General features: G+C 68.6%; 17 protein-coding genes. 1 reads left to right on the forward strand and 16 read right to left on the reverse strand.

The window, feature by feature from the left end; genetic code table 11:
• Window positions 1–33 precede the first annotated feature (33 nt).
• The 12 genes from BLT64_RS01550 to BLT64_RS01605 form a co-directional block, all read right to left on the reverse strand.
• Window positions 34–1206 (reverse strand): Gfo/Idh/MocA family protein, encoded by a 1173-nt coding sequence (locus BLT64_RS01550; RefSeq protein WP_011750662.1) that lies wholly within the window; start codon window positions 1204–1206, stop codon window positions 34–36.
• A 66-nt stretch (window positions 1207–1272) separates the two neighbouring features.
• On the reverse strand, window positions 1273–2322 hold the full coding sequence (locus BLT64_RS01555; protein ID WP_011750663.1) for a Gfo/Idh/MocA family protein: 1050 nt from the start codon (window positions 2320–2322) through the stop codon (window positions 1273–1275).
• The gene (locus BLT64_RS01560) at window positions 2322–3107 is read right to left on the reverse strand and encodes a ThuA domain-containing protein (RefSeq protein ID WP_011750664.1); all 786 of its coding nucleotides are present in this window, start codon (window positions 3105–3107) and stop codon (window positions 2322–2324) included. The genes BLT64_RS01555 and BLT64_RS01560 overlap by 1 nt, the downstream gene beginning before the upstream one ends.
• Window positions 3108–3149: 42 nt before the next feature.
• The gene (locus tag BLT64_RS01565; RefSeq protein ID WP_011750665.1) at window positions 3150–4151 is read right to left on the reverse strand and encodes an ABC transporter ATP-binding protein; all 1002 of its coding nucleotides are present in this window, start codon (window positions 4149–4151) and stop codon (window positions 3150–3152) included.
• A gap of 3 nt (window positions 4152–4154) precedes the next feature.
• A complete protein-coding gene (locus BLT64_RS01570; RefSeq protein ID WP_011750666.1) occupies window positions 4155–4988 on the reverse strand; it encodes a carbohydrate ABC transporter permease in 834 nt (277 codons plus the stop codon).
• Entirely contained in the window at window positions 4985–5947 is a 963-nt protein-coding gene (locus BLT64_RS01575; protein ID WP_011750667.1) for a carbohydrate ABC transporter permease, read from the reverse strand. Before BLT64_RS01575 ends, BLT64_RS01570 begins: the two co-directional genes overlap by 4 nt.
• A gap of 70 nt (window positions 5948–6017) precedes the next feature.
• Window positions 6018–7295, reverse strand: a complete 1278-nt coding sequence (locus tag BLT64_RS01580; protein WP_011750668.1) for an ABC transporter substrate-binding protein — start codon at window positions 7293–7295, stop codon at window positions 6018–6020.
• Window positions 7296–7725: 430 nt separating this feature from the next.
• Window positions 7726–8358, reverse strand: a complete 633-nt coding sequence (locus BLT64_RS01585; protein ID WP_011750669.1) for an SCO family protein — start codon at window positions 8356–8358, stop codon at window positions 7726–7728.
• Window positions 8345–9319, reverse strand: a complete 975-nt coding sequence (locus BLT64_RS01590) for a DUF1775 domain-containing protein (RefSeq protein WP_041530483.1) — start codon at window positions 9317–9319, stop codon at window positions 8345–8347. The genes BLT64_RS01585 and BLT64_RS01590 overlap by 14 nt, the downstream gene beginning before the upstream one ends.
• 69 nt (window positions 9320–9388) lie before the next feature.
• Window positions 9389–9808, reverse strand: coding sequence for a DUF2946 family protein (locus BLT64_RS01595; protein WP_011750671.1), 420 nt, complete (start codon window positions 9806–9808; stop codon window positions 9389–9391).
• Window positions 9809–9861: 53 nt separating this feature from the next.
• Window positions 9862–11514, reverse strand: a complete 1653-nt coding sequence (locus BLT64_RS01600; RefSeq protein ID WP_011750672.1) for an ABC transporter permease — start codon at window positions 11512–11514, stop codon at window positions 9862–9864.
• A gap of 22 nt (window positions 11515–11536) precedes the next feature.
• Window positions 11537–12550 carry a Fe(3+) ABC transporter substrate-binding protein gene (locus BLT64_RS01605; RefSeq protein WP_011750673.1) on the reverse strand — a complete coding sequence of 338 codons (1014 nt, stop codon included), beginning with the start codon at window positions 12548–12550 and terminating at the stop codon, window positions 11537–11539.
• 92 nt (window positions 12551–12642) lie between these two features.
• Between BLT64_RS01605 and BLT64_RS01610 the strand changes: the two genes are divergently transcribed.
• Window positions 12643–13764 carry an ABC transporter ATP-binding protein gene (locus BLT64_RS01610; RefSeq protein WP_011750674.1) on the forward strand — a complete coding sequence of 374 codons (1122 nt, stop codon included), beginning with the start codon at window positions 12643–12645 and terminating at the stop codon, window positions 13762–13764.
• A 13-nt stretch (window positions 13765–13777) separates the two neighbouring features.
• On the opposite strand, the gene BLT64_RS01615 is transcribed toward BLT64_RS01610, so the two are convergent.
• The 4 genes from BLT64_RS01615 to nirB are packed head-to-tail and all read right to left on the reverse strand — an operon-like array spanning window position 13778 to window position 20033.
• The gene (locus BLT64_RS01615; protein WP_011750675.1) at window positions 13778–16390 is read right to left on the reverse strand and encodes a nitrate reductase; all 2613 of its coding nucleotides are present in this window, start codon (window positions 16388–16390) and stop codon (window positions 13778–13780) included.
• Window positions 16391–16398: 8 nt separating this feature from the next.
• Complete coding sequence (locus BLT64_RS01620; RefSeq protein WP_011750676.1) at window positions 16399–17256, reverse strand: formate/nitrite transporter family protein; 858 nt, start codon at window positions 17254–17256, stop codon at window positions 16399–16401.
• Window positions 17257–17268: 12 nt separating this feature from the next.
• The gene (nirD, locus tag BLT64_RS01625) at window positions 17269–17604 is read right to left on the reverse strand and encodes a nitrite reductase small subunit NirD (RefSeq protein WP_011750677.1); all 336 of its coding nucleotides are present in this window, start codon (window positions 17602–17604) and stop codon (window positions 17269–17271) included.
• Complete coding sequence (gene nirB, locus BLT64_RS01630; RefSeq protein ID WP_011750678.1) at window positions 17601–20033, reverse strand: nitrite reductase large subunit NirB; 2433 nt, start codon at window positions 20031–20033, stop codon at window positions 17601–17603. Before nirB ends, nirD begins: the two co-directional genes overlap by 4 nt.
• Window positions 20034–20043 lie beyond the last annotated feature (10 nt).

The following is a 20043-nucleotide window of genomic DNA, read 5'->3' on the forward strand; positions in this document are numbered from 1 at the left end:
AATGCAGGGGCTGCACCCGCCCGCCGCCGGAGCCTAAAGCGCCGGCGCGACCCAGGCGCCGTTGCGCCTGCTGGAGCGCAGGCAGGCATCGACGAAGGCCACGCCCTCCAGCCCCTCGCGGATGCCGGGGAAGGTCGCCGCCGGGTCGGGCACGACGCCGGCGCGACGGGCAAGGATGGCGCGCGCCGCCTCGGCATAGATGTTCGCGAAACCCTCCAGATAGCCCTCGGGATGGCCGGCGGGGATGCGGGTCAGGCGCGCGGCCTCGGCCCCCGTGCCGGCGCCGCCGCGCGACAGCCGATAGCGCGGCCGGCCCAGGGGCGCGACCCACAGGTAATTCGGCTCTTCCTGCGCCCATTCGATGCCGGCGCGGGTGCCATAAACCCGCAGCCGCAGCGCATTCTCGCAGCCCGAGGCGACCTGGCTGCACCACAGCATCCCGCGCGCCCCGCCCTGGTAGCGCAGCAGCACATGGCCGTTGTCGTCAACCGCCCGGCCCGGCACGAAGCTTTGCAGGTCGGCGGCCAGCGCCTCAAGCTCCAGCCCGGTCACGAAGCCGGCAAGGTTGAAGGCATGGGTGCCGATGTCGCCGATGGCCCCGCCCGCACCGGATTGCGCCGGATCGGTGCGCCAGCCGGCCTGCTTGTTGCCCGCCTGCTCGATGGGCTCGGCCAGCCAGTCCTGCGCATACTCGACCTGCACCAGCCGGATCTCGCCCAATTCGCCCGCAAGGGTCATGGCACGGGCCTGCCGGACCATCGGATAGCCGGTGTAGTTGTGCGTCAGCACGAACAGCGTATCCGACCCCCGGGCCGCCTTGGCCAGCTTGCGCGCCTCGGGCAGGGTCGCGGTCAGGGGCTTGTCGCAGATGACATGGATGCCGCGTTTCAGGAACTCGCGGGCGACGGGCGCGTGCAGGTGGTTCGGGGTGACGATGGCCACCGCCTCGATCCCGTCCTTGCGCCGCGCCTCGCGCATCGCCATCTGCGCGAAATCGCCATAGGCGCGGCCCACGCCCAGTTCCGCCGCCGAGGCCGTGCTTTTGCCGGGCGTCGAGGAAAAGCAGCCCGCGACCAGCTCATACTGGTCGTCGATGCGGGCGGCGATGCGGTGCACACCGCCGATGAAGGCACCCTGCCCGCCGCCGACCATGCCAAGGCGGATGCGGGGCGCGCGGCGGGCTTGCGCGGAAACGGTCTGGGTCATGGCATGCTCCTTGCGGGATGTCCGGCGGCGGCAGGGAGGAGAAGGCCGCCGCCGGATCGGTTGCGCCTAGACGGCGAGGCCGAGGCCGGCCTCGACCGAGGATTCCTCGGCCCGGTCCAGCAGGCGTTGCAGCGCCGCGCCGCGGGCGAAATCGGGATCGGTCGCGCCCTCGCCCCGGATCGCGGCGACGAAGCGCTGGTAGATCGTCGGCACCGGCGGGCATTCGACCTCGTGCCAGGCGGCGGTTTCCAGGTCCGGCGACAGGCAGGCGCGCAGCCGGCTCACGCGGTTCTCGAAGCCGACCTCCAGCCCGCCCCGGTCGCCATAAAGCCGCAGCCGCAGGTCATTGAGGTGCCCGGTGGCAAAGCGCGTCGCCGCCACCGTCCCCAGCGCGCCGTTTTCCAGCACGATCTGCATGGTGGCGCTGTCGTTGGCGTCCAGCACATAATCCCCGATCCGCCCGCCCGGCGCCTTGTCGAAGGTCTTGAGCAGGCAGGAAACCTGCGCCGCGTCCTGCCCGGCGACATAGGTAGCGAAATCGAGGATATGGATGCCGACATCGCCCAGCACCCCCTTGGAGCCATGCGCGGTCGAAACCCGCCACAGCCATTTCGGGTCGGTCCGCCAGTCGCCCCAGCTGGGCTGGGTCAGCCAGCTTTGCAGATAGCTCGCCTCGAAATGCCGCACCGTGCCGATATCGCCCGCGTGCACCATCGCGGCGGCCTTTTGCAGCGCCGGCACGTCGCGATAGCTGAGATTGACCATGTTCACCACGCCGGCCCGCGCCGCCGCCTCGGCCATGGCCCCGGCATCCGCGGCATTGGTGGCCAGCGGCTTTTCGCAAAGCACATGCTTGCCCGCCGCCAAGAGCGGCATGGTGGTCGGATAATGCGCGGCATCCGGCGTCACGTTGGTCGCGGCGTCGAACCCGCCCCAGGCCAGCGCCTCGTCCAGGCTGGCGAAGCCGCGCGCGATGCCATGTTCGGCGTTGAAGGCGGCCAGCGGCCCGGGCCTGGGGTCCACGCCGCCGACCAGCTCGACGCCGGGAATGGCGGCAAAGGCGCGGGCATGGTTCGCCGCCATGCCGCCGGTGCCGATGACGAGAAGCCGGACCATCAGCGATAGCCCTCTTCGCCGGCGGCATGCAGCTTGGGGCCGCGTTCCTCGATCGGCTCCAGCGCCTGCTCGACCGGGACATTGGGCGCGACGGTCGGCTCGGCCAGCCGCATGGCCGGGTTATGCGCCCATTTCACCGCGTTCAGGATCACCCGCTGCACATTGGCGTCGTGATAGGTCGGATAGGTCTCGTGGCCGGGCCGGAAATAGAATACGTTGCCGGCCCCGCGCTTGTAGGTCAAGCCCGAGCGGAACACCTCGCCGCCCGCGAACCAGCTGACGAAGACCGTCTCCAGCGGCTCGGGCACGCCAAAGGGCTCGCCATACATCTCTTCGTGCTCCAGCTCGAAATGATCGGGCAGGCCGGCGGCGATGGGATGGTTGCGCGAGGTCAGCCACAGCCGCTCGCGTTCGCCCGCCTCGCGCCAGGTCAGGTTGCAGGGCGTGCCCATCAGCCGCTTGAACGGCTTGGAGAAATGCGCCGAATGCAAGAAGATCATGCCCATGCCGGACCAGACCGCCTCGGCCACGCGCTCGACCACCGCATCCTGCACCTCGCCATGGGCGCAATGGCCCCACCAGATCAGCACGTCGGTTTCGGCCAGCTTCTCGGCCGTCAGCCCATGCTCGGGGTCTTGCAGGGTGACGCTGCCGGCCGCGATGCCGGCATCGCGGTTCAGCGCCCCGGCAATGGTGTTGTGCATGCCGTCCGGGTAGATCCCCGCGACGGTCTTGTTCTTCTGCTCGTGGACGTTCTCGCCCCAGACAGTGACACGGATGGTCATTCATCGCTCCTTGTTGCTCCCCTGCGGGAGCGGGTGGTGATTTCAGCGGATCGGCGCGTCGTTGGCGTCGAAACGGTGCAGGTGGCCCAGGCGCGGCGCGAGGCTCAGCCGCGTGCCCAGCGGCAGGGCCAGCTTGCCCGGCTGGCGCACGACCAGCGGCTCGGCCGCGCCGATCTCGACGAAGAGGTAATGATCGGCGCCCAGATCCTCGGCATGGACGACCTCGCCCGACCACGGGCCGGCCTCGGCGATGTCGATATGCTCGGGCCGGATGCCCAGGGTCGCGCAGTCATGCGCATGGGCGAAACCGTCGGTCAGGAAGTTCATCTTGGGACTGCCGATGAACCCGGCGACGAAGGTGGAGTTCGGCCGCTCGTAAAGCTCGGCCGGCGTGCCGACCTGCTCCAGCTTGCCGTCGCGCAGCACGGCGATGCGGTCGGCCAGCGTCATCGCCTCGACCTGGTCATGGGTGACGTAGATCATCGTCACGTCCTGCATGCCGTGATGCAGCCGGGCGATCTCCAGCCGCGTCTGCACGCGCAGCGCCGCGTCGAGGTTCGACAGCGGCTCGTCGAACAGAAAGACGCGCGGGTCGCGCACGATGGCGCGGCCGATGGCGACGCGCTGGCGCTGGCCGCCGGACAGTTGCTTGGGCAGGCGGTCCAGCAGATGCTCGATCTGCAACAGCCGCGCCGCCTCGCGCACGCGGCGGTCGATCTCGGGTTTGCCGGCCTTGGCCAGCTTCATGCCGAAGGCCATGTTGTCATAGACCTTCATATGCGGGTAAAGCGCATAGCTCTGGAACACCATGGCGATGCCGCGGTCCGAGGGCACCAGGTCGTTCACCCGCTGCCCGTCGAACAGCATGTCGCCGGTGGTGATCTCCTCCAGCCCCGAGACCAGCCGCAACAGCGTGGACTTGCCGCAGCCGGACGGGCCGACAAAGACCATGAACTCGCCCTTGCGGATCTCCAGGTCGATGCCCTTGATGACCTGCAAGCCGCCATAGGACTTGGTGACGTTCTTCAACTCGATCTTGGCCATGGTTCAACCTTTCACGCCGCCGGCGGTCAGGCCCGCCACGATCTTGCGCTGGAAAATGAGGACGAGGACGATCAGCGGCACCGTCACGATGACCGAGGCGGCCATGATCGGACCCCAGGGGATCTCTTGCTCGGACGCGCCCGAAAGCAGGCCGATGGCCACCGGGACCGTGCGCATGCTTTCGGTGCTGGTGAAGGTCAGCGCGAACAGGAACTCGTTCCAGGCGCCGATGAAGGCCAGAAGCCCGGTGGTCACCATCGCCGGCCACAGCAGCGGCAGGAAGACACGGGTGATGATGATCCAGGGGCTGGCGCCGTCGACGATGGCCGCCTCCTCGATCTCGACCGGCAGGTCGCGCATGAAGGTGGTCAGCACCCAGACGGTGAAGGGCAGCGTGAAGATCGTATAGGACAGGATCATCGCCCAATGGGTGTTGAAGATGCCCAAAAAGCGCACCAGTTCGAACAGCCCGGCCAGCACCGCGATCTGCGGGAACATCGACACGGCCAGGATGGTCATCAGCAACAGCCCCCGCCCCCGGAACCGCACCCGCGCCAGCGCATAAGAGGCGGTGACGCCCAGGAACAGCGACAACCCGACCGTCAGCGTCGCGATGATCAGCGAGTTGCCGATGGAATAAAGGAAGTTCTTCGAGCCCAGCACTGCCTGGTAGTTGCGCAGGTCGAACCCCGAGGGCAGGTAGTTCACCCGAAACAGCGCCGTCCCCGAGGCAAAGCTGGTCACCACGGCATAGTAGAAGGGAAAGACCGAAAAGACGACGATCACCGCGACCAGCGCATAAAAGCCGATCCGTTTCAGCAACTTGTGACGGGTCATTTCGAGCCCTCCCCGCCCAGGTCCACGCGGCCGAGCCAGATATAGGCGCTGACGAAGACGGCGATGATCGCGAAAAGCAGCGTCGATTGCGCCGCGCCATAGGCGAACTTGTCGAAGTCGATCATGTTCTCGCGGCTGATGACCGACATGGTCTTGGTGGCCGAACTGTTCGGCGTCAGCACATAGATCAGGTCGAAGATGCGCAGCGCGTCCAGCATGCGGAAGATCACCGCGACCATCAGCGCCGGCTTGATCAGCGGCAGGGTGACGCGGAAGAACACCTTGACCGGATGGATGCCGTCGATCCGCGCCGCCTCGTAGATGTCGCGCGGCACCATCTGCAACCCGGCCAGGATCAGCAGCGCCATGAAGGGCGTGGTCTTCCAGATATCGACGATCAGCACGGCGGTCATCGCTGTCTCGGTGCTGGCGGTCCAGGCGATCTTTTCGCCGATCAGCCCCAGCCGCAGCAGGATGTCGTTCAGGATCCCGAACTGGTCGTTCAGCATCCAGGCCCACATCTTGGCCGAGACGATGGTCGGGATCGCCCAGGGGATCAGGATGGCGGCGCGCACCAGGGCGCGGCCCTTGAACTCGGCATTCAGCACCAGGGCCACGATCAGGCCCAGAACCGTCTCGAACCCGACCGAGATCAGCGAGAAGCGGACGGTGTTCCAGACCGCGTTCCACCAGGCCGGATCGACCAGAGTGCCGCGCCAGACCACCCGCCCCGAGGACAGCGTGCGCATCGACAGGTAATTGTCGAAGCCGATCCACTCGCCGCCGTAGAGGTTCGACAGCGTGGTGTTGGTCAGTGAGAACCAGATGGTGCGCGCCAGCGGCCAGGCCGCGACACAAAGCAGCGCGAAAAGCATGGGGGCCAGGAACCAGAAGGCCGCCCTTTGCCGACGCTGCCGCAGGCTGGGACCGCCGCTGCGGCCCGCGATGGGGTCAGTCATGGGGAAACTCCTCATCGGCCGCAGGGGCCGGTCGGGGCCGGCGCAAACCCGCCAGCCCCCGCAAAGCGCCTTACCAGCCCGAGCCTTGCAGATCGGTCAGATCCAGCTCCAGAAGCTCCAGGTTCTCGGCCGCGGTGCCGTTGCCCGACAGCGTGTCATGCACGGCCGACCAGAACTTCGCCGAGATCTCGTTATACTTGCTCTTGACCGGCCCCGAGGGGCGCGGGACCGCATCGGCAAAGACGTCTTTCCAGCGCGGGATCAGCGGCACCGCCTCGGCGATCTCGGCATCGTCGTAAAGCGCGACCACGGTCGGCAGGTTGCCGTCCAGCAGCGCGCGCCGCTTCTGCGCCTCGGCCGAGGCGAGATAAAGCGCCAGATCGACCGCCGCCTCCTGCTTGGTCGAGAATTTCGACACCGCGACGTTCCAACCGCCCAGGGTCGCGGCCGAGCCGGCCTCCTCGGTGCCGGCGGGCAGGGGCGCCACGTCGAACTTGCCCTTGACCGCGCTGTCCCCGCCCCCGCTCAGCGCAAAGGCATAGGGCCAGTTGCGCATGAAGACCGCGTTGCCGGTCTGCCAGACGCCGCGCGCCTCTTCTTCCTTGTGGGCCAGCACGCCACGCGGGCTGATGGTGCCGATCCAGCTTGCCGCCAGTTCCAGCGCCGCCACCGCCTGCGGGTTGTTGATCGAGACGGTGCCGTCCGCCTCGACGATCTGGCCGCCGCCAAAGGATTTCACCCATTCCAGCGCGTTGCAGGTCAGTCCTTCATAGGCATTGCCCTGCCAGACAAAGCCCCACAGGTCGCCCTGTCCTTCCGCACGCTCGCCGTCCTGGATCAGCCTGGCGGTCTCGGTCAGTTCGGCCCAGGTCCCGGGCACCTGCTTGCCGTATTTCTCCAGCAGGTCGGTGCGATAATACAGCGCCGGTGCATCGGTATAAAGCGGCAGCGCCACCAGCTTGCCGTCCGAGGTCTGGCTTTCGATGACCGAGGGGAAATGCTCGCCGACGATATCCTTGGCCGCATCGGACAGGTCGACGAAATATTCGGAAAGCTGCGGCGCCCAGATCACGTCGGTCTGATACAGGTCGACGTCTTTGGTCCCCGCCGCCAGCCACAGCCGGTATTGCGCGAACTGGTCCGAACTGGATTGCGGCATCGGCACCAGCGTCACGGTATGGCCGGTGCGCTCCTCCCAGGGCTTCACAAGGTCCTTGAAGTGCTCGGCCTGCTTGCCGACCCCGCCCGCGACATAGAACAGCTCCTCCGCCGCGGCAGGCAGCGCGATGCCGCCCATCAGCGCAGCCAATGCGACCGGGCGCAGCGCGCCCCGGCTGAATTTTCCCATCGATTTCCTCCCCTTGGTAAAGGTGCCTCCCCAGCACCGTTCGCAGCTTCGGGGCCTTGTCCGCGCCCTTCCGCAGTCGATCCGAAACCTTTCGGGAAGTTTTTACCGCATCCAGCCAATCCGGTCAAGAAATCCGGCAGGGCCGCGCGGAACGATCCGAGCGGCAGGCAAAAAACCATGCGTTTCCTGAGAAAATCCGCATTGTGGAGCCCATCGGCAAAGCCGTGCCGCGGGCGCAGCAGATGTCATGCGCTAACATGAACATCTCCATCCGAGCCCGATGGCCGTTTTTCAGGCCGAATCGGCCGGAGCAGCCCATAATCGGCCGCGCAGGAGCCTTCCAAAACATTTCGGATGCGGAAATCTGGGGATCCAGCGGCCACGCGCCGGATCGGAAGGCGGCGCCGGAAACCCGGCGCCGCACAAAGGGTCAGCTGCTCAGCAGGCGGCGCAGGCTGGCCAGCGCGCGCTCGCGATCCTCCTGATAGCCGATCAGCCCGGCATAGTCGCCGTTGCCGTCGAACAGCAGCATGGTCGAGGAATGGTCCATGGTGTAATCCCCGCCCTCCAGCGGCGATTTGCGGGCATAGATGCGGAAGGCCTTGATCGCCTTGGCAACCTCTTCCGGCGTGCCCGAGACGCCAAGCACGCCCGGCACCCACGAGACGTATTCGCGCAGCGCCTCGACCGTGTCGCGTTCGGGATCGACCGTGACGAAGAACACCCGCAGGTTCTTGCCGTCCTCGCCCAGTTCCTCCTGCCAGCTGGCCACATCGCCCAGCGTGGTCGGGCAGACATCCGGGCAATGGGTGAAGCCGAAGAACACCGCCGAGGGCTGGCCCTTCAGCGCGGCCTGGCTGAACTCGGTCCCGTCGGTCGCCGTCAGCCGATACTCGCCCCGCCCCAGCGCCGCGGCGCCGGCATCGGCGACCGAGCCGGAACCGGATCCCGTGCGGGGCGAGACGAACTGGAACCAGCCCAAGCCGGCCAGGGCCAGCACGACCAGCGCCCACAACGCGTAGCGCAGCGGTTTCAGCCCGGATTTGCGTTCAGTGCCCGCCATGGCCATCTCCTTTTTGCGCGCCCGCGTTGCGCGGCCCGACCGCCAGCGGCAGGCTGACCTCGCCCGCCTTTTCAAAGCTCAGGGTGACATTCACCGTCTCGCCCTCGACCAGCGGCTGCTTCAACTCCATGAACATCAGGTGATAGCCGCCGGGCTTCAGTTCAACCGTGCCGCCGGCGGGGATCGGCAGGCCCTCGGGCAGTTCGCGCATCCGCATCACCTCGCCCTCCATGGCCATCTCGTGGATTTCGGTGCGACCCGCGAAATCGGCGCTGGCCGCGACCAGCCGATCCTCGGCCCCGCCGTTGGCGATGGTCAGGAAGCCGCCCGCCACCGGCGCGCCGGGGGGTGTGGCGCGGCTGAAGCCGCCGTCCAGCGTCAGGTCGCCCAGGATCACCGGCCCGGCCGAGTTCGCCGCCGCGTGATCGCCATGGCCATGGCCGTGCCCGGCCTTGCCGGCGGCAACGGTCAGGCCCGGCGCCGGGTTCGGCACCTCCTTGCTGCCCGAGACATCGGTCCAGTCCGCCTTGCCATCCGCGCATTCCTGCACGGTCGGGAAATACAGCACCGTGCCCGGCGCCACATCCGCGCCGACGGTGCCGCGGATGACGAATTCGTCATACCAGTCGTCCTGCAATTCGTCGCCGGACCAGATCACCTCGCGCGTGCCCTCGGTCATCTGCGTGCCGTGGTTGTCGAAGGGCTGGGCATAGGGGCCCTTTACCGTCTCCAGCACCCAGCCAGCCTTGGGCATGGGCTTGGCGTTGTAGAAGCCCTCGGGCAGTTCGACCCGCAGGGTGTGGGTGGCCTGGCCGTCGCAGCCATGGCCGATGCGGATCACCGCGCGATAGGCGGCGCCGGCCGGGGCCTCTGACCGCTCCAGCGTGGCATGGGACAGGGCGGGACCGGCCGCAAGGCCAAGAAGCGTGGCGCAAAGCGCGCCGAAAACATGGTTCTGCATGATCGTTCTCATCTGATGGGAATAGCGCCCGCCGGGTCCTGGCCCACGGGCTGCCGAAGCAAGGTTCCGTCAGACGAGCACCGGCGGCCCCCGCGCCGAAGGCGCCAGCATCTCGGCGCGATAAAGGTGGTCGGGCAGATCCAGCACCCGCGCCATGCGCAGCGCCGGCAACAGCGGCGCCGGCGCATCGACGGCAGCGCCCTGCAACAGCGGCTGGCCATGGGGCGCCCAGTCGCAGGCATGGGGATCGGCATGCGGCGCCTCGTCGGCCGGGACCAGGCTGCCATCGGCGGCCACGACCATCTGGACCGGCCCCTCGCCCGAGCACAGCACGACGGTGACGCTGCCCTGCGCGTCGCGGGCGATCATGGTGCCGGGCAGGATCAGCGAAAACAGCAGGAAGGGCAGCACCGCCAGCCAGCAGCACAGTCGCCGCAGCGACGCGCCGCGCCCAAGCCCCGCCGTCCGATATCCGTCCTGAACCCGCATATCCGCAGCCCTGTCAGAAATCCGCGCCGGAGGAAAGGGACAATATGCCGCAATCACCGGCGGATCGTCCGCGCCAGGACGATCACCGGCAGGATGCCGATAAGCACGATGATCAGCGCGGCGATGGCCGCGTCCTCATAGGTGCCACGCGCCGCCTCGCCGTAAAGATGGGTCGAGAGCGTCTCGAAGTTCAGCGGTCGCAGCAGCAGCGTGGCGGGCAGTTCCTTGACGCAATCGACGAAGATCAACAGCCCCGAGGCCGCCAGCGCCGGGCGCGAGATCGGCACATGCACCTCGCGGAAGACCTGGCCGGGGCTGCGCCCCAGCGTCCGCGCCACATGGTCGAGCGAGCGGGGCACCCGGCTCAGCCCCGCCTCGATCCCGCCGCTGGCGATGGCCAGGAAGCGCGCGACATAGGCATAGATCAGCGCCGCGCCGGAACCCAGCAGCAAAAGCCCCGGCCCCACGCCCAGCAGCGCCTGCGAGACCGCGGCGATCTGCCGGTCGGCCAGCGCGATCACCGGCAAGAGCCCGATCGCCAGGATGGTGCCCGGCACGGCATAGCCCAGCGTCGAAAGCCGCACCATCGTCCGGGTCAGGGTGCCGGGCCGCATCCGCGCCGCACCGGTCACCACCAGCCCCAGCAGCAGCGCGACCAGCGTCGCCAGCCCGGCGAAGAAGGCGGTGTTGCCCGCCTCTTCCAGGATGCGCGGCGAAAGCCCGGCAAAGCGATAGCGCGCCCAGGCCGCGCCGGCCAGATACCAGGCCGGGGCCGCAAAGCCGAATGTGACCGGCAGCGCGCAGACCAGCATGGCCCCCAAGGCCCGCCAGCCGCGCAGGCGCGTGCGCCGCAAGGGCTGGCTGCGCTGCGCGCCCGCCGCGTAGCGCTGGCGCTTGCGGCCGCGCCGCTCCAGCATGACCAGCGCCATGGTGATGGCCAGCATCGCCAAGGCGATCTGCGCCGCCCCCGGCAGGTCCGAGCGGTTGATCCATGTCGAATAGACCGAGACGGTCAGCGTGCGCACGCCCAGGAACTCGGCCGCGCCGATGTCGTTCATCGCCTCCATCAGCGCCAGAGCCGTGCCGATGGCAACGGCGGGCCGGGCCAGCGGAATCGCCACGCGCAGGAAGGTGGCGACCGGCCCCGCCCCCAGCGTCCGCCCGGCATCCAGCAGATTGCCGGCCTGCATGGCGAACAGCGCCCGCACCGGCAGATAGACATAGGGGTAAAGCACCAGCCCCAGCAGCAGGATGCAGCCCGGCATCGAGCGGATGTCGGGCAGGCGGAACTCGCGCGGGCTGGAATAGCCCAGCCAGCCGCGGATCGCGCCCTGCACCGGCCCGACCGGATGCAGCAGGTCCAGATAGGCATAGGCGACGATATAGGTCGGCACCGCCAAGGGCAGCAGCAGCGCCCAGCCGAAAAAGCGCCGCCCTGGGAAATCGCAGGCCGCGACCAGCCAGGCCGTCGCCGTGCCGAGCGTCGCGACGATGATGCCGACGCCCACCAGCAGGATCACCGTCTGCCGCGCCGCGACCGGCAGCACGTTGCTGACCAGATGCGCCCAAAGCCCCGGGCTGCCCTGCAGCGCGAACAGCCCCAGCGCCAGCACCGGCAGCAGAACGAGCGCGGCGACAGCCAGGGCTGCCGCCTGCCAACCCACCCCCGCGCGGACGCGGGGGCGCTGTGCCAGTTCCGGTGTCATGCGGCCTGTGTCCCGGACGGGCTCAGTTGTCGAAGCCCACCGCCTCGGCCAGTTCGCTCGCCGCCTTGCGCTGGCGGGCGATCTCGGTCAGGTCGGTGCCGTCCACCTTGAGATCGGCAATATCCTCGATCACCGGGCTGACCGCGACGCCGGGCTTGACCGGATATTCGAAATTCGCCTCGGCATAGATCTTTTGCGCCTCGTCCGAGACCAGGTATTCCAGCAGTTGCACCGCCTGGTCGCGGTTCGGGGCATTCTTGGCCACCGCCGCGCCCGAGACGTTCACCTGCGTGCCGCCATCCTCGAAGGTGGGCAGGACGACCTTGATCGCCTTGACCCACTCCTCCTGTTCGGGACCGCCGGCGCCGCTGCGCATCAGGCCGACATAGTAGGAATTGGCGATGCCGATCTCGCAGATGCCGCCCATGATGTCGCGGGCCACGTCGCGGTCGCCGCCGCCGGCGGTGCGGGCCAGGTTCGCCTTGACGCCCTCCAGCCAGGTCTTGGCGGCCTCTTCGCCGTGATGCACGATGTAGGAGGCGGTCAGCGCCACGTTGTAGGGATGCTGCCCCGAGCGGATGCAGACCTTGCCCTTCCATTCCGGCTTGGCGAGGTCTTCATAGGTAAAGCTCGCAAGATCCAGGTCCTTCTCGGCGTAAAGCACCCGCGCCCGCTGCGACAGCGCGAACCAGTTGCCGTCCTTGTCGCGCAGGTTCTCGGGGATGGCGGCGGAAAGCGCCTCGGATTCGACGGGCTGGGTCAGGCCGCGATCGACCAGATCGACCAGGTTGCCGATGTCCACGGTCATCAGCACGTCGGCGGGCGAGGCCTCGCCCTCCTGCTCGACCCGCTCGGGCAGGCCGTCCTTGAGGAAGATGGTATTGACCTTCACCCCGGTCGTTTCGGTGAACGAGGCCAGCAGCGGCTCGATCAGATTCGGCTCGCGCGTGGTGTAAAGGTTCAGTTCCTGGGCGCTTGCGGCAACCGCCTGCGCAGCAAGCACGGCACCGATCAGTCCAGATAGTCCGAGACGCATAGCCTGTCCTCCTTGCGATTTCTCGACATGTTTACTAAACTAATTAGCAATGTAAATAATCCTCATGCGTCTGCGGCCACGAAGGGATGCCGATGAACCAATTCGCCAGCCCTCCCGAATGGGCCAGCCAGGTGGATGCGCACGATGCCGCGCCGGACCCCGCCCCATCCCAGCCCATGCTGGAGGTTTCGGCGCTGTGCCGCCGCTTCGCAGGCGTGGCGGCGGTCGAGGATGTCGGCTTCGACGTGGCGCAGGGCGAGGTGACCTGCCTGCTCGGCCCCTCGGGCTGCGGCAAGTCGACCACGCTACGCATGATCGCCGGCATCGAGCGGCCCGATTCCGGCGCCGTCCGCATCGGCGGCCGGGCCATGTCCGACGCCGGCGGCTTCCTGCCGCCCGAACGGCGCCCGGTCGGGCTGGTATTCCAGGATTTCGCATTGTTCCCGCATCTGGACGTGGCGGCCAATGTCGGCTTCGGCCTGCAAGGCCCGGCACGGCAGAACCGCGACCGGATCGGCGAGTTGCTGGAGCGCGTCGGCCTGTCCGGCCATGCCGCGAAATATCCGCACGAGCTTTCGGGGGGCGAGCAGCAGCGCGTGGCGCTGATCCGGGCCTTGGCGCCGCGCCCCTGCGTGATGCTGATGGACGAACCGTTCTCCAGCCTCGACCACCGGCTGCGCGACGGGGTGCGCGACGCGGCGCTGGACCTGCTGCGCGAAACCGAAACCACGGTGCTGATGGTCACCCACGATCCCGAAGAGGCGATGCTGATGGGCCATCGCATCGCCGTCATGCGCAAGGGCCGGCTGATCCAGGAAGGCCGCCCGGACGAGCTTTACAACCGCCCGGCAGATCGGGGCGTCGCGGCCTTTTTCTCGGACCTGAACATCGTTTCGGGGCGGGTGTCGGGCGGCCGGGTTCAGACCGGCCTGGGCGCCTTTCCGGCCCCCGGCCTTGCCGAAGGCAGCCGGGCCGAGGTCGCCATCCGTCCCCAGCACCTGGTGCCCACCGACACCGAGACCGGCGGCACGCCGGCCCGGGTCGAGCGTGCGCGCTATCTGGGCCGCGAAAGCCTGATCGAGATGCGGCTGGAACCCGGCGGCGCGGCGATGAAATCCCGCGTTCCCGGCCTGATCCTGCCCGCGCCGGGCAGCCTGATCCACGTCGCCGCCCAGCCGGGCAGCGCCATGGTCTTTGCCTGCGACGGCGAATAGGCGCGGCCGATCCCTACTCGGCCGCCGCGCGGCAGGCGGTGCCGGCCTCCAGCAGCGCGCGGATCTCGGGGCGGCACGAGCCGCAATTGGTGCCCGCCCGCAACGCCTGCCCCACCGCCTCGACCGAGGTCAGGCGCCGGGTGGCGATGGCCTGCACGATGCTGTTCACGCCGATGCCGAAGCAGGCGCAGACCAGCGCGCCTTCGTCCGGGCGGTCGGCGCCGGGGCGGCCGGCCAGCGCCTCGGCCCCGCCCTCGCCCAGCAGCGCTGCGACATGGCTGCGCGACAGGCCCACCGGCCCCGGCGCGACGAACAGCGCCGCCTGCAGCCGGCCATCGCGCAAAAAGGCCAGCCGCACCTGCCCGCGCGTCCGGTCGTGCAGCACCAGCGGCTCATCCGGCAATCCGAACAGCGCGCGGGCATGGGCGGTCCAGTCCTGCGGCACCTCCAGCCCGGCCAGTTCGGCCTGCTCTCCGCGCGGCAGCGTCGCCCGCGCCCAATAGTCGCAATCCGGCCGGATCGCACCCGCCGAGACGGCAAAGCCGAACCAGCGCGCGGCAAAAGGCCGGATCGCCACCGTCGCCGATTTCAGCGCCGGCTGGCCCGAGACCGGATCGACCGTCCCCGGCACCAGCGCATCGATCCGGCCCGAGGGCGCAGTCTCGCCCGTCCAATGCATCGGCGCAAAGGGATGGCCCGGCGCCACCCGGTCGGTCACCAGCACCCGCAGCACGGCACGGCCATGCGGGCCGCAGACCTCGGCAAGGCTCGCGGGCGTCAGGTCCAGCCGGGCCGCATCGCTGGGGTGCAGCTCCAGGAAGGGCTCGGCCAGATGGCGGGACAGGCGCGGCGACAGGCCGGTGCGGGTCATGGTGTGCCAATGATCGCGCACCCGGCCGGTATTCAGCCGGAACGGATGATCCGCATCCACCGGCTGCGGCGGGCGCGGCGTCACCGCGACCATCCGCGCGCGGCCCGAGGGGGTATGGAACCGCCCGTCGCCAAAGAACCGTCCGCCCTGCCTGCCTGCCGATTGCGGCCACAGAAAGGGCCCCAGCGCGTCATATTCGGCCGCGGTGATCCCGGCATGGGCCGAGATGTCGAAATCGCTGCCCAGCCCGCCTGCGATGCCGGACAGTGCGGCATGTTCGGCAAAGACCTGCGCGGGGCTGGTCCAGCCGAAGGCATCGGCCCAGCCCATGCGGCACCCGACCTCGGCCAGGATGCGCCAGTCGTCGCGCGCCTGCCCGGCGGGGGCGAGGGTGCGGCGCTGGCGGCTGATGCGGCGCTCGGAGTTCGTCACCGTGCCGTCCTTTTCGCCCCAGCCGGTCGCCGGCAGCAGGACATGCGCCAGCCGCGTGGTGTCGGTCCGCGCCATGATGTCCGAGACCGCCACGAAATCGCAGCCGGCAATGGCGCGGGCGACGCGGTCGGCCTCGGGCATGGTCGCGGCGGGGTTGGTGCAGATGATCCACAGCGCCTTGATCCGGCCATCCTCGACCGCGCGGAACATGTCCACGGCCTTCAGTCCCGGCCGCTCGGCCATGCGCGGCGCGTTCCAGAAGCCGCGCACCGCCTCGCGATGCGCCGGGTTCTCGATCTCCAGATGGCAGGCCAGCATGTTGGCCAGCCCGCCGACCTCGCGCCCGCCCATGGCATTGGGCTGGCCGGTGACGCTGAACGGGCCCATGCCCGGCCGGCCGATGCGGCCGCTGGCGAGGTGGCAGTTCAGGATCGCATTCACCTTGTCGGTGCCGCTGTCGGACTGGTTCACGCCCTGCGACCAGACCGTCACCACCTTGTCGCTACCGCACCACAGGTCGAAGAACTGCCGCAACTGGCTGTGCGCCAGCCCCGTGGCCGAGGGCAGCGTCCCGCGCGCGGCGGCCAGCGCCTCGTCGAACCCGTCCAGATGCGCGGCAGCATCCCCGCCGGCCAGGCCGCGCCGCGCGATCTCGGCCAGCAGCAGGTTGAACAGCGCCGCATCCGCGCCCGGCGCCAGCGCCAGATGCAGGTCGGCGATGTCGCAACTCGCGGCGCGGCGCGGATCGACCACCACGACGCGCGTGCCCCGCGCCTCGCGCGCCGCCGCCAGCCGCTGGTAAAGCACCGGATGGCACCAGGCCAGGTTCGAGCCGACCAGCACCACCGTATCGGCCAGCTCCAGATCCTCGTAGAGCCCCGGCACCGTGTCGGTGCCAAAGGCCCGCCGGTGCCCCGCAACGGCCGAGGCCATGCAAAGCCGCGAATTCGTGTCGATATTGGCCGAGCCGATGAAGCCCTTCATCAGCTTGTTGGCGACATAGTAATCCTCGGTCAAAAGCTGCCCCGAGACGTAGAAGCCGACCGAATCCGGCCCGTGCTCGGCAATGGTGTCGCGGAAGCGGTGCGCGACCAGGTCCAGCGCCTCGTCCCAGCCGGCCTCGCGCCCGTGGATGCGCGGGGCGAGCAGCCGGCCGCCATGGCCGACCGTCTCGCCAAGCGCCGAGCCCTTGACGCAAAGCCGGCCCCGGTTCGCGGGATGATCGGGATCGCCCGCAATGCCCAGCCCGCCCTTGCCGTCGGGCGTCGCCAGCACGCCGCAGCCCACGCCGCAATAGGGACAGGTGGTGCGGATGGTCTGCATCGGCTTCCTCATTCGGCGGGAACGGCGGCGGGCCGGACGGGGGCTTCGGCGGTCGCATCAGCCGCGCGCCGGGGCGAGGTCTTGTGATGCGTGGCATAGATCATGGCGCCGACAAAGGTCAGCCCGCCGACCAGGTTGCCCAGCACGGTCGGGATCTCGTTCCAGATCATGTAGTCCATGATGGTGAACTGCCCGCCCAGAAGCAGCCCGGCGGGGAACAGGAACATGTTCACGATGGAATGCTCGAAACCCATGTAGAAGAAGATCAGGATCGGCATCCACATGGCGATGACCTTGCCCGAGACGGTGGTGGACATCATCGCCGCGACCACCCCGGTCGAAACCATCCAGTTGCACATGACCGCGCGGACGAACAGCGTCAGCATCCCCGCCGCGCCATGGGCGGCATAGCCGAGCGTCCGCCCCTCGCCGATATGGCCGATCTTTTCGCCCACCGCGTTCGGCGCCTCGGAAAAGCCGAAGGTGACGATGATCGCCATGAAGACCGCGACGGTGAAGGCGCCGGCGAAATTGCCGCAAAAGACCAGGCCCCAGTTGCGCAGCATGCCGCGCAAGGTCACCCCCGGCCGCCGGTCGATCAGCGCCAGCGGCACCAGCGTGAACACCCCGGTGAGCAGGTCGAAGCCCAGCAGGTAGAGCATGCAGAAGCCGACCGGGAACAACAGCGCGCCGATCAGCGGCTCGCCGGTGTTCACGGTGACGGTCACGGCAAAGGCGGCGGCAAGCGCCAGGATCGCGCCGGCCATATAGGCGCGGATCAGCGTGTCCTTGGTGGACATGAAGACCTTGGCTTCGCCGGCATCGATCATCTTCTTCGCGAAATCGGCAGGATTGACATAGGACATGAGTTTGCTCCTTCAGGCGGCGCGGGGGCGCGAGACGAGTTCGGCGCTGATCAGGATGCGGCCCTGTTCGACGCGCACGGGCCAGGTGCGGACCGCGCCCTCGTCGGCCCCCTGCGCGGTGCCCGAGTTCATGTCGAACACCCAGTTGTGCAGCGGGCAGGTCACGCGATCGCCATGCACGATGCCCTCGGACAGCGGGCCGCCCTTGTGCGGGCAACGGTCGTCCAGCGCAAAGACCCGGTCGTCCATGGTGCGGAACACCGCGACGCAGCCCTGCGCGGTGCGGATCACGCGCGCGCCCTGCCGGGGAATGTCCTCCAGGGCTCCGATATCGATGAAAACGGTCATTCCGCGGCCTCCAGCGTCAGATCGGCAAGGGGTGCCCATTTGGGCGTCTCGGTGGTGGTGGAGTGTTCTGCCCAGGGGTCGCGGCGATAGACCGACTGGCTGATCTCGAACCGCTCGACCAGCGCGCGGCGGGTGGGCACGTCCTCGATCTGCTCGCGCACCCAGTCGAGCCCGACCTTGGCCACCCATTTATAGGGCCGGTCCAGATAGCGCGCATGTTCGCGGTAAAGCTGGACGAAGGCGGTGATGATCTCGACCGCCTCGTCCTCGGACGGGGTCGTGGCCAGGGGCTCGGTCTCCTTCACCTCCATCCCGGCGGCGCCGGCGACGCTGATCTGGTAGCCGCTGTCGACGCAGACCACGCCCACGTCCTTGCAGGTCGCCTCGGCGCAGTTGCGCGGGCAGCCCGAGACGCCCAGCTTGACCTTGTGCGGCGTCCACGAACCCCAAAGCAGCTTTTCCAGCCGGATGCCCAGCCCGGTCGAATCCTGGGTGCCGAAGCGGCAGAACTCGCTGCCGACGCAGGTCTTCACCGTGCGCAACCCCTTGGAATAGGCGTGGCCCGAGACCAGCCCGGCGGCGTTCAGGTCGGCCCACATATGCGGCAGGTCCTCTTTCTTCACGCCCAGCAGGTCGATGCGCTGGCCGCCGGTGACCTTGACCATCGGCACGGCATATTTCTCGGCTGCGTCGGCGATGGCGCGCAACTCGGAGGGCGTGGTGACGCCGCCCCACATGCGCGGCACCACCGAATAGGTGCCGTCCTTCTGGATATTGGCGTGGTTCCTTTCGTTCACGAAACGCGACTGGCGGTCGTCGCGATAGTCCAGCGGGTATTCGGCCAGCAGGTAATAGTTCAGCGCCGGGCGGCAGGAATGGCAGCCGCCGACCGTTTTCCAGCCCAGTTCCTGCATGACGGCCGGGATCGACTTCAGCCCCATGGAGCGGATCAGCCGCCGCACGTCCTCGTGGCTGTGATCGGTGCATTTGCACATGCCGGCGGGCGCGGGCGCGACGAAGCCGTCGCCCAGCGTCAGCTTCATCACCTGCTCGACCAGCCCGGTGCAGGTGCCGCAGGAGCCGCTGGCCTTGGTGCAGGCGCGCACCGCCTCCAGCGTGGTGGCGCCATTCAGCACCGCGTCGGTGATCGCTCCCTTGCAGACGCCGTTGCAGCCGCAGATCTCCGCCTCAGGCGGCAAGGCTGCAACGGCCGCCATAGGGTCCAGCTTGGCCCCCCCCTGGAAAGCCGGGCCGAAGATCAGCGTGTCGCGCATCTCGCCGACATCGGTTTCGTCCTTCATCAGCCCATAGAACCAGTTGCCGTCGGCGGTGTCGCCATACATGACCACGCCGACGATGCGGTCGTTTTCCAGCACCAGCCGCTTGTAGATGCCGCGGCCGGGGTCGCGGAACACGATGTCCTCGCGCCCCTCGCCCTCGGCGAAATCGCCGGCGCTGAACAGGTCGCAGCCCGTCACCTTCAGCTTGGTCGCGGTCTGCACCGGGCGGAACGCAGCCTCCTCGCCCAGCAGGGTCCGGGCCAGCACCTTGGCCTGGTCGTAAAGCGGCGCGACAAGGCCGAAGACCTGGCCCCGATGCTCGACGCATTCGCCAAGCGCGAAGATATGCGGATCGCTGGTGCGCAGGGCGTCATCGACGACGATGCCGCGCTCGACCTCCAGATGCGCGTCATTGGCCAGCCGCACCTCGGGGCGGATGCCCACCGCCATGCAGACCAGGTCGGCAGGGTGGACGGTGCCGTCCTCCAGCAGCACCGCCTCGGCTTGGCCATGACCCAGGATCGCCTTGGTCGCGCCCTTGCAATGCACCTTGATGCCGCGCCGCTCCAGGTCGCGTTGCAGCAGGTAGCCGGCGGCGGGGTCCAGCTGCCGCTCCATCAGGTGGCCCATCAGGTGGACGACGGTGACGCGGGCGCCGCGCGCCGCCATGCCGGCCGCGGCCTCAAGACCCAGAAGCCCACCGCCGATCACCACGGCATCCTTGCCGGCCACGCCGGCCTCGATCATCGCGTTGGTGTCTTCCAGGTCGCGATAGGTCACCACGCCCGGCAGGTCGCGGCCCGGAACCGGAATGATGAAGGGCGCCGAGCCGGTGGCGATGACCAGCGCGTCATAGGGTGCGCCGCCCGCGTTGGAATAGACGGCGCGATTGGCGCGGTCGATCCTGACCACCGGCTCGCCGAAGCGGCAATCGACGCCATGCGCGGCATACCAGTCCGCGTCGTGGGTGACGATCTGCTCATAGGTCTTTTCGCCCGACAGGACCGGCGACAGCATCAGCCGGTTGTAATTGCCGCGCGGCTCGGCGTTGAACAGGGTGACATGCCATTCGCCGGGCGCGGCCTCGAAAAGCTGCTCCAGCAGGCGGCCCGAGGCCATGCCGGCGCCGATGACGACAAGTTTCTTCATGGCGTGACTC

The sequence above is a fragment of the Paracoccus denitrificans genome (genome assembly GCF_900100045.1).
In the GTDB taxonomy this organism is placed as follows: domain Bacteria; phylum Pseudomonadota; class Alphaproteobacteria; order Rhodobacterales; family Rhodobacteraceae; genus Paracoccus; species Paracoccus denitrificans.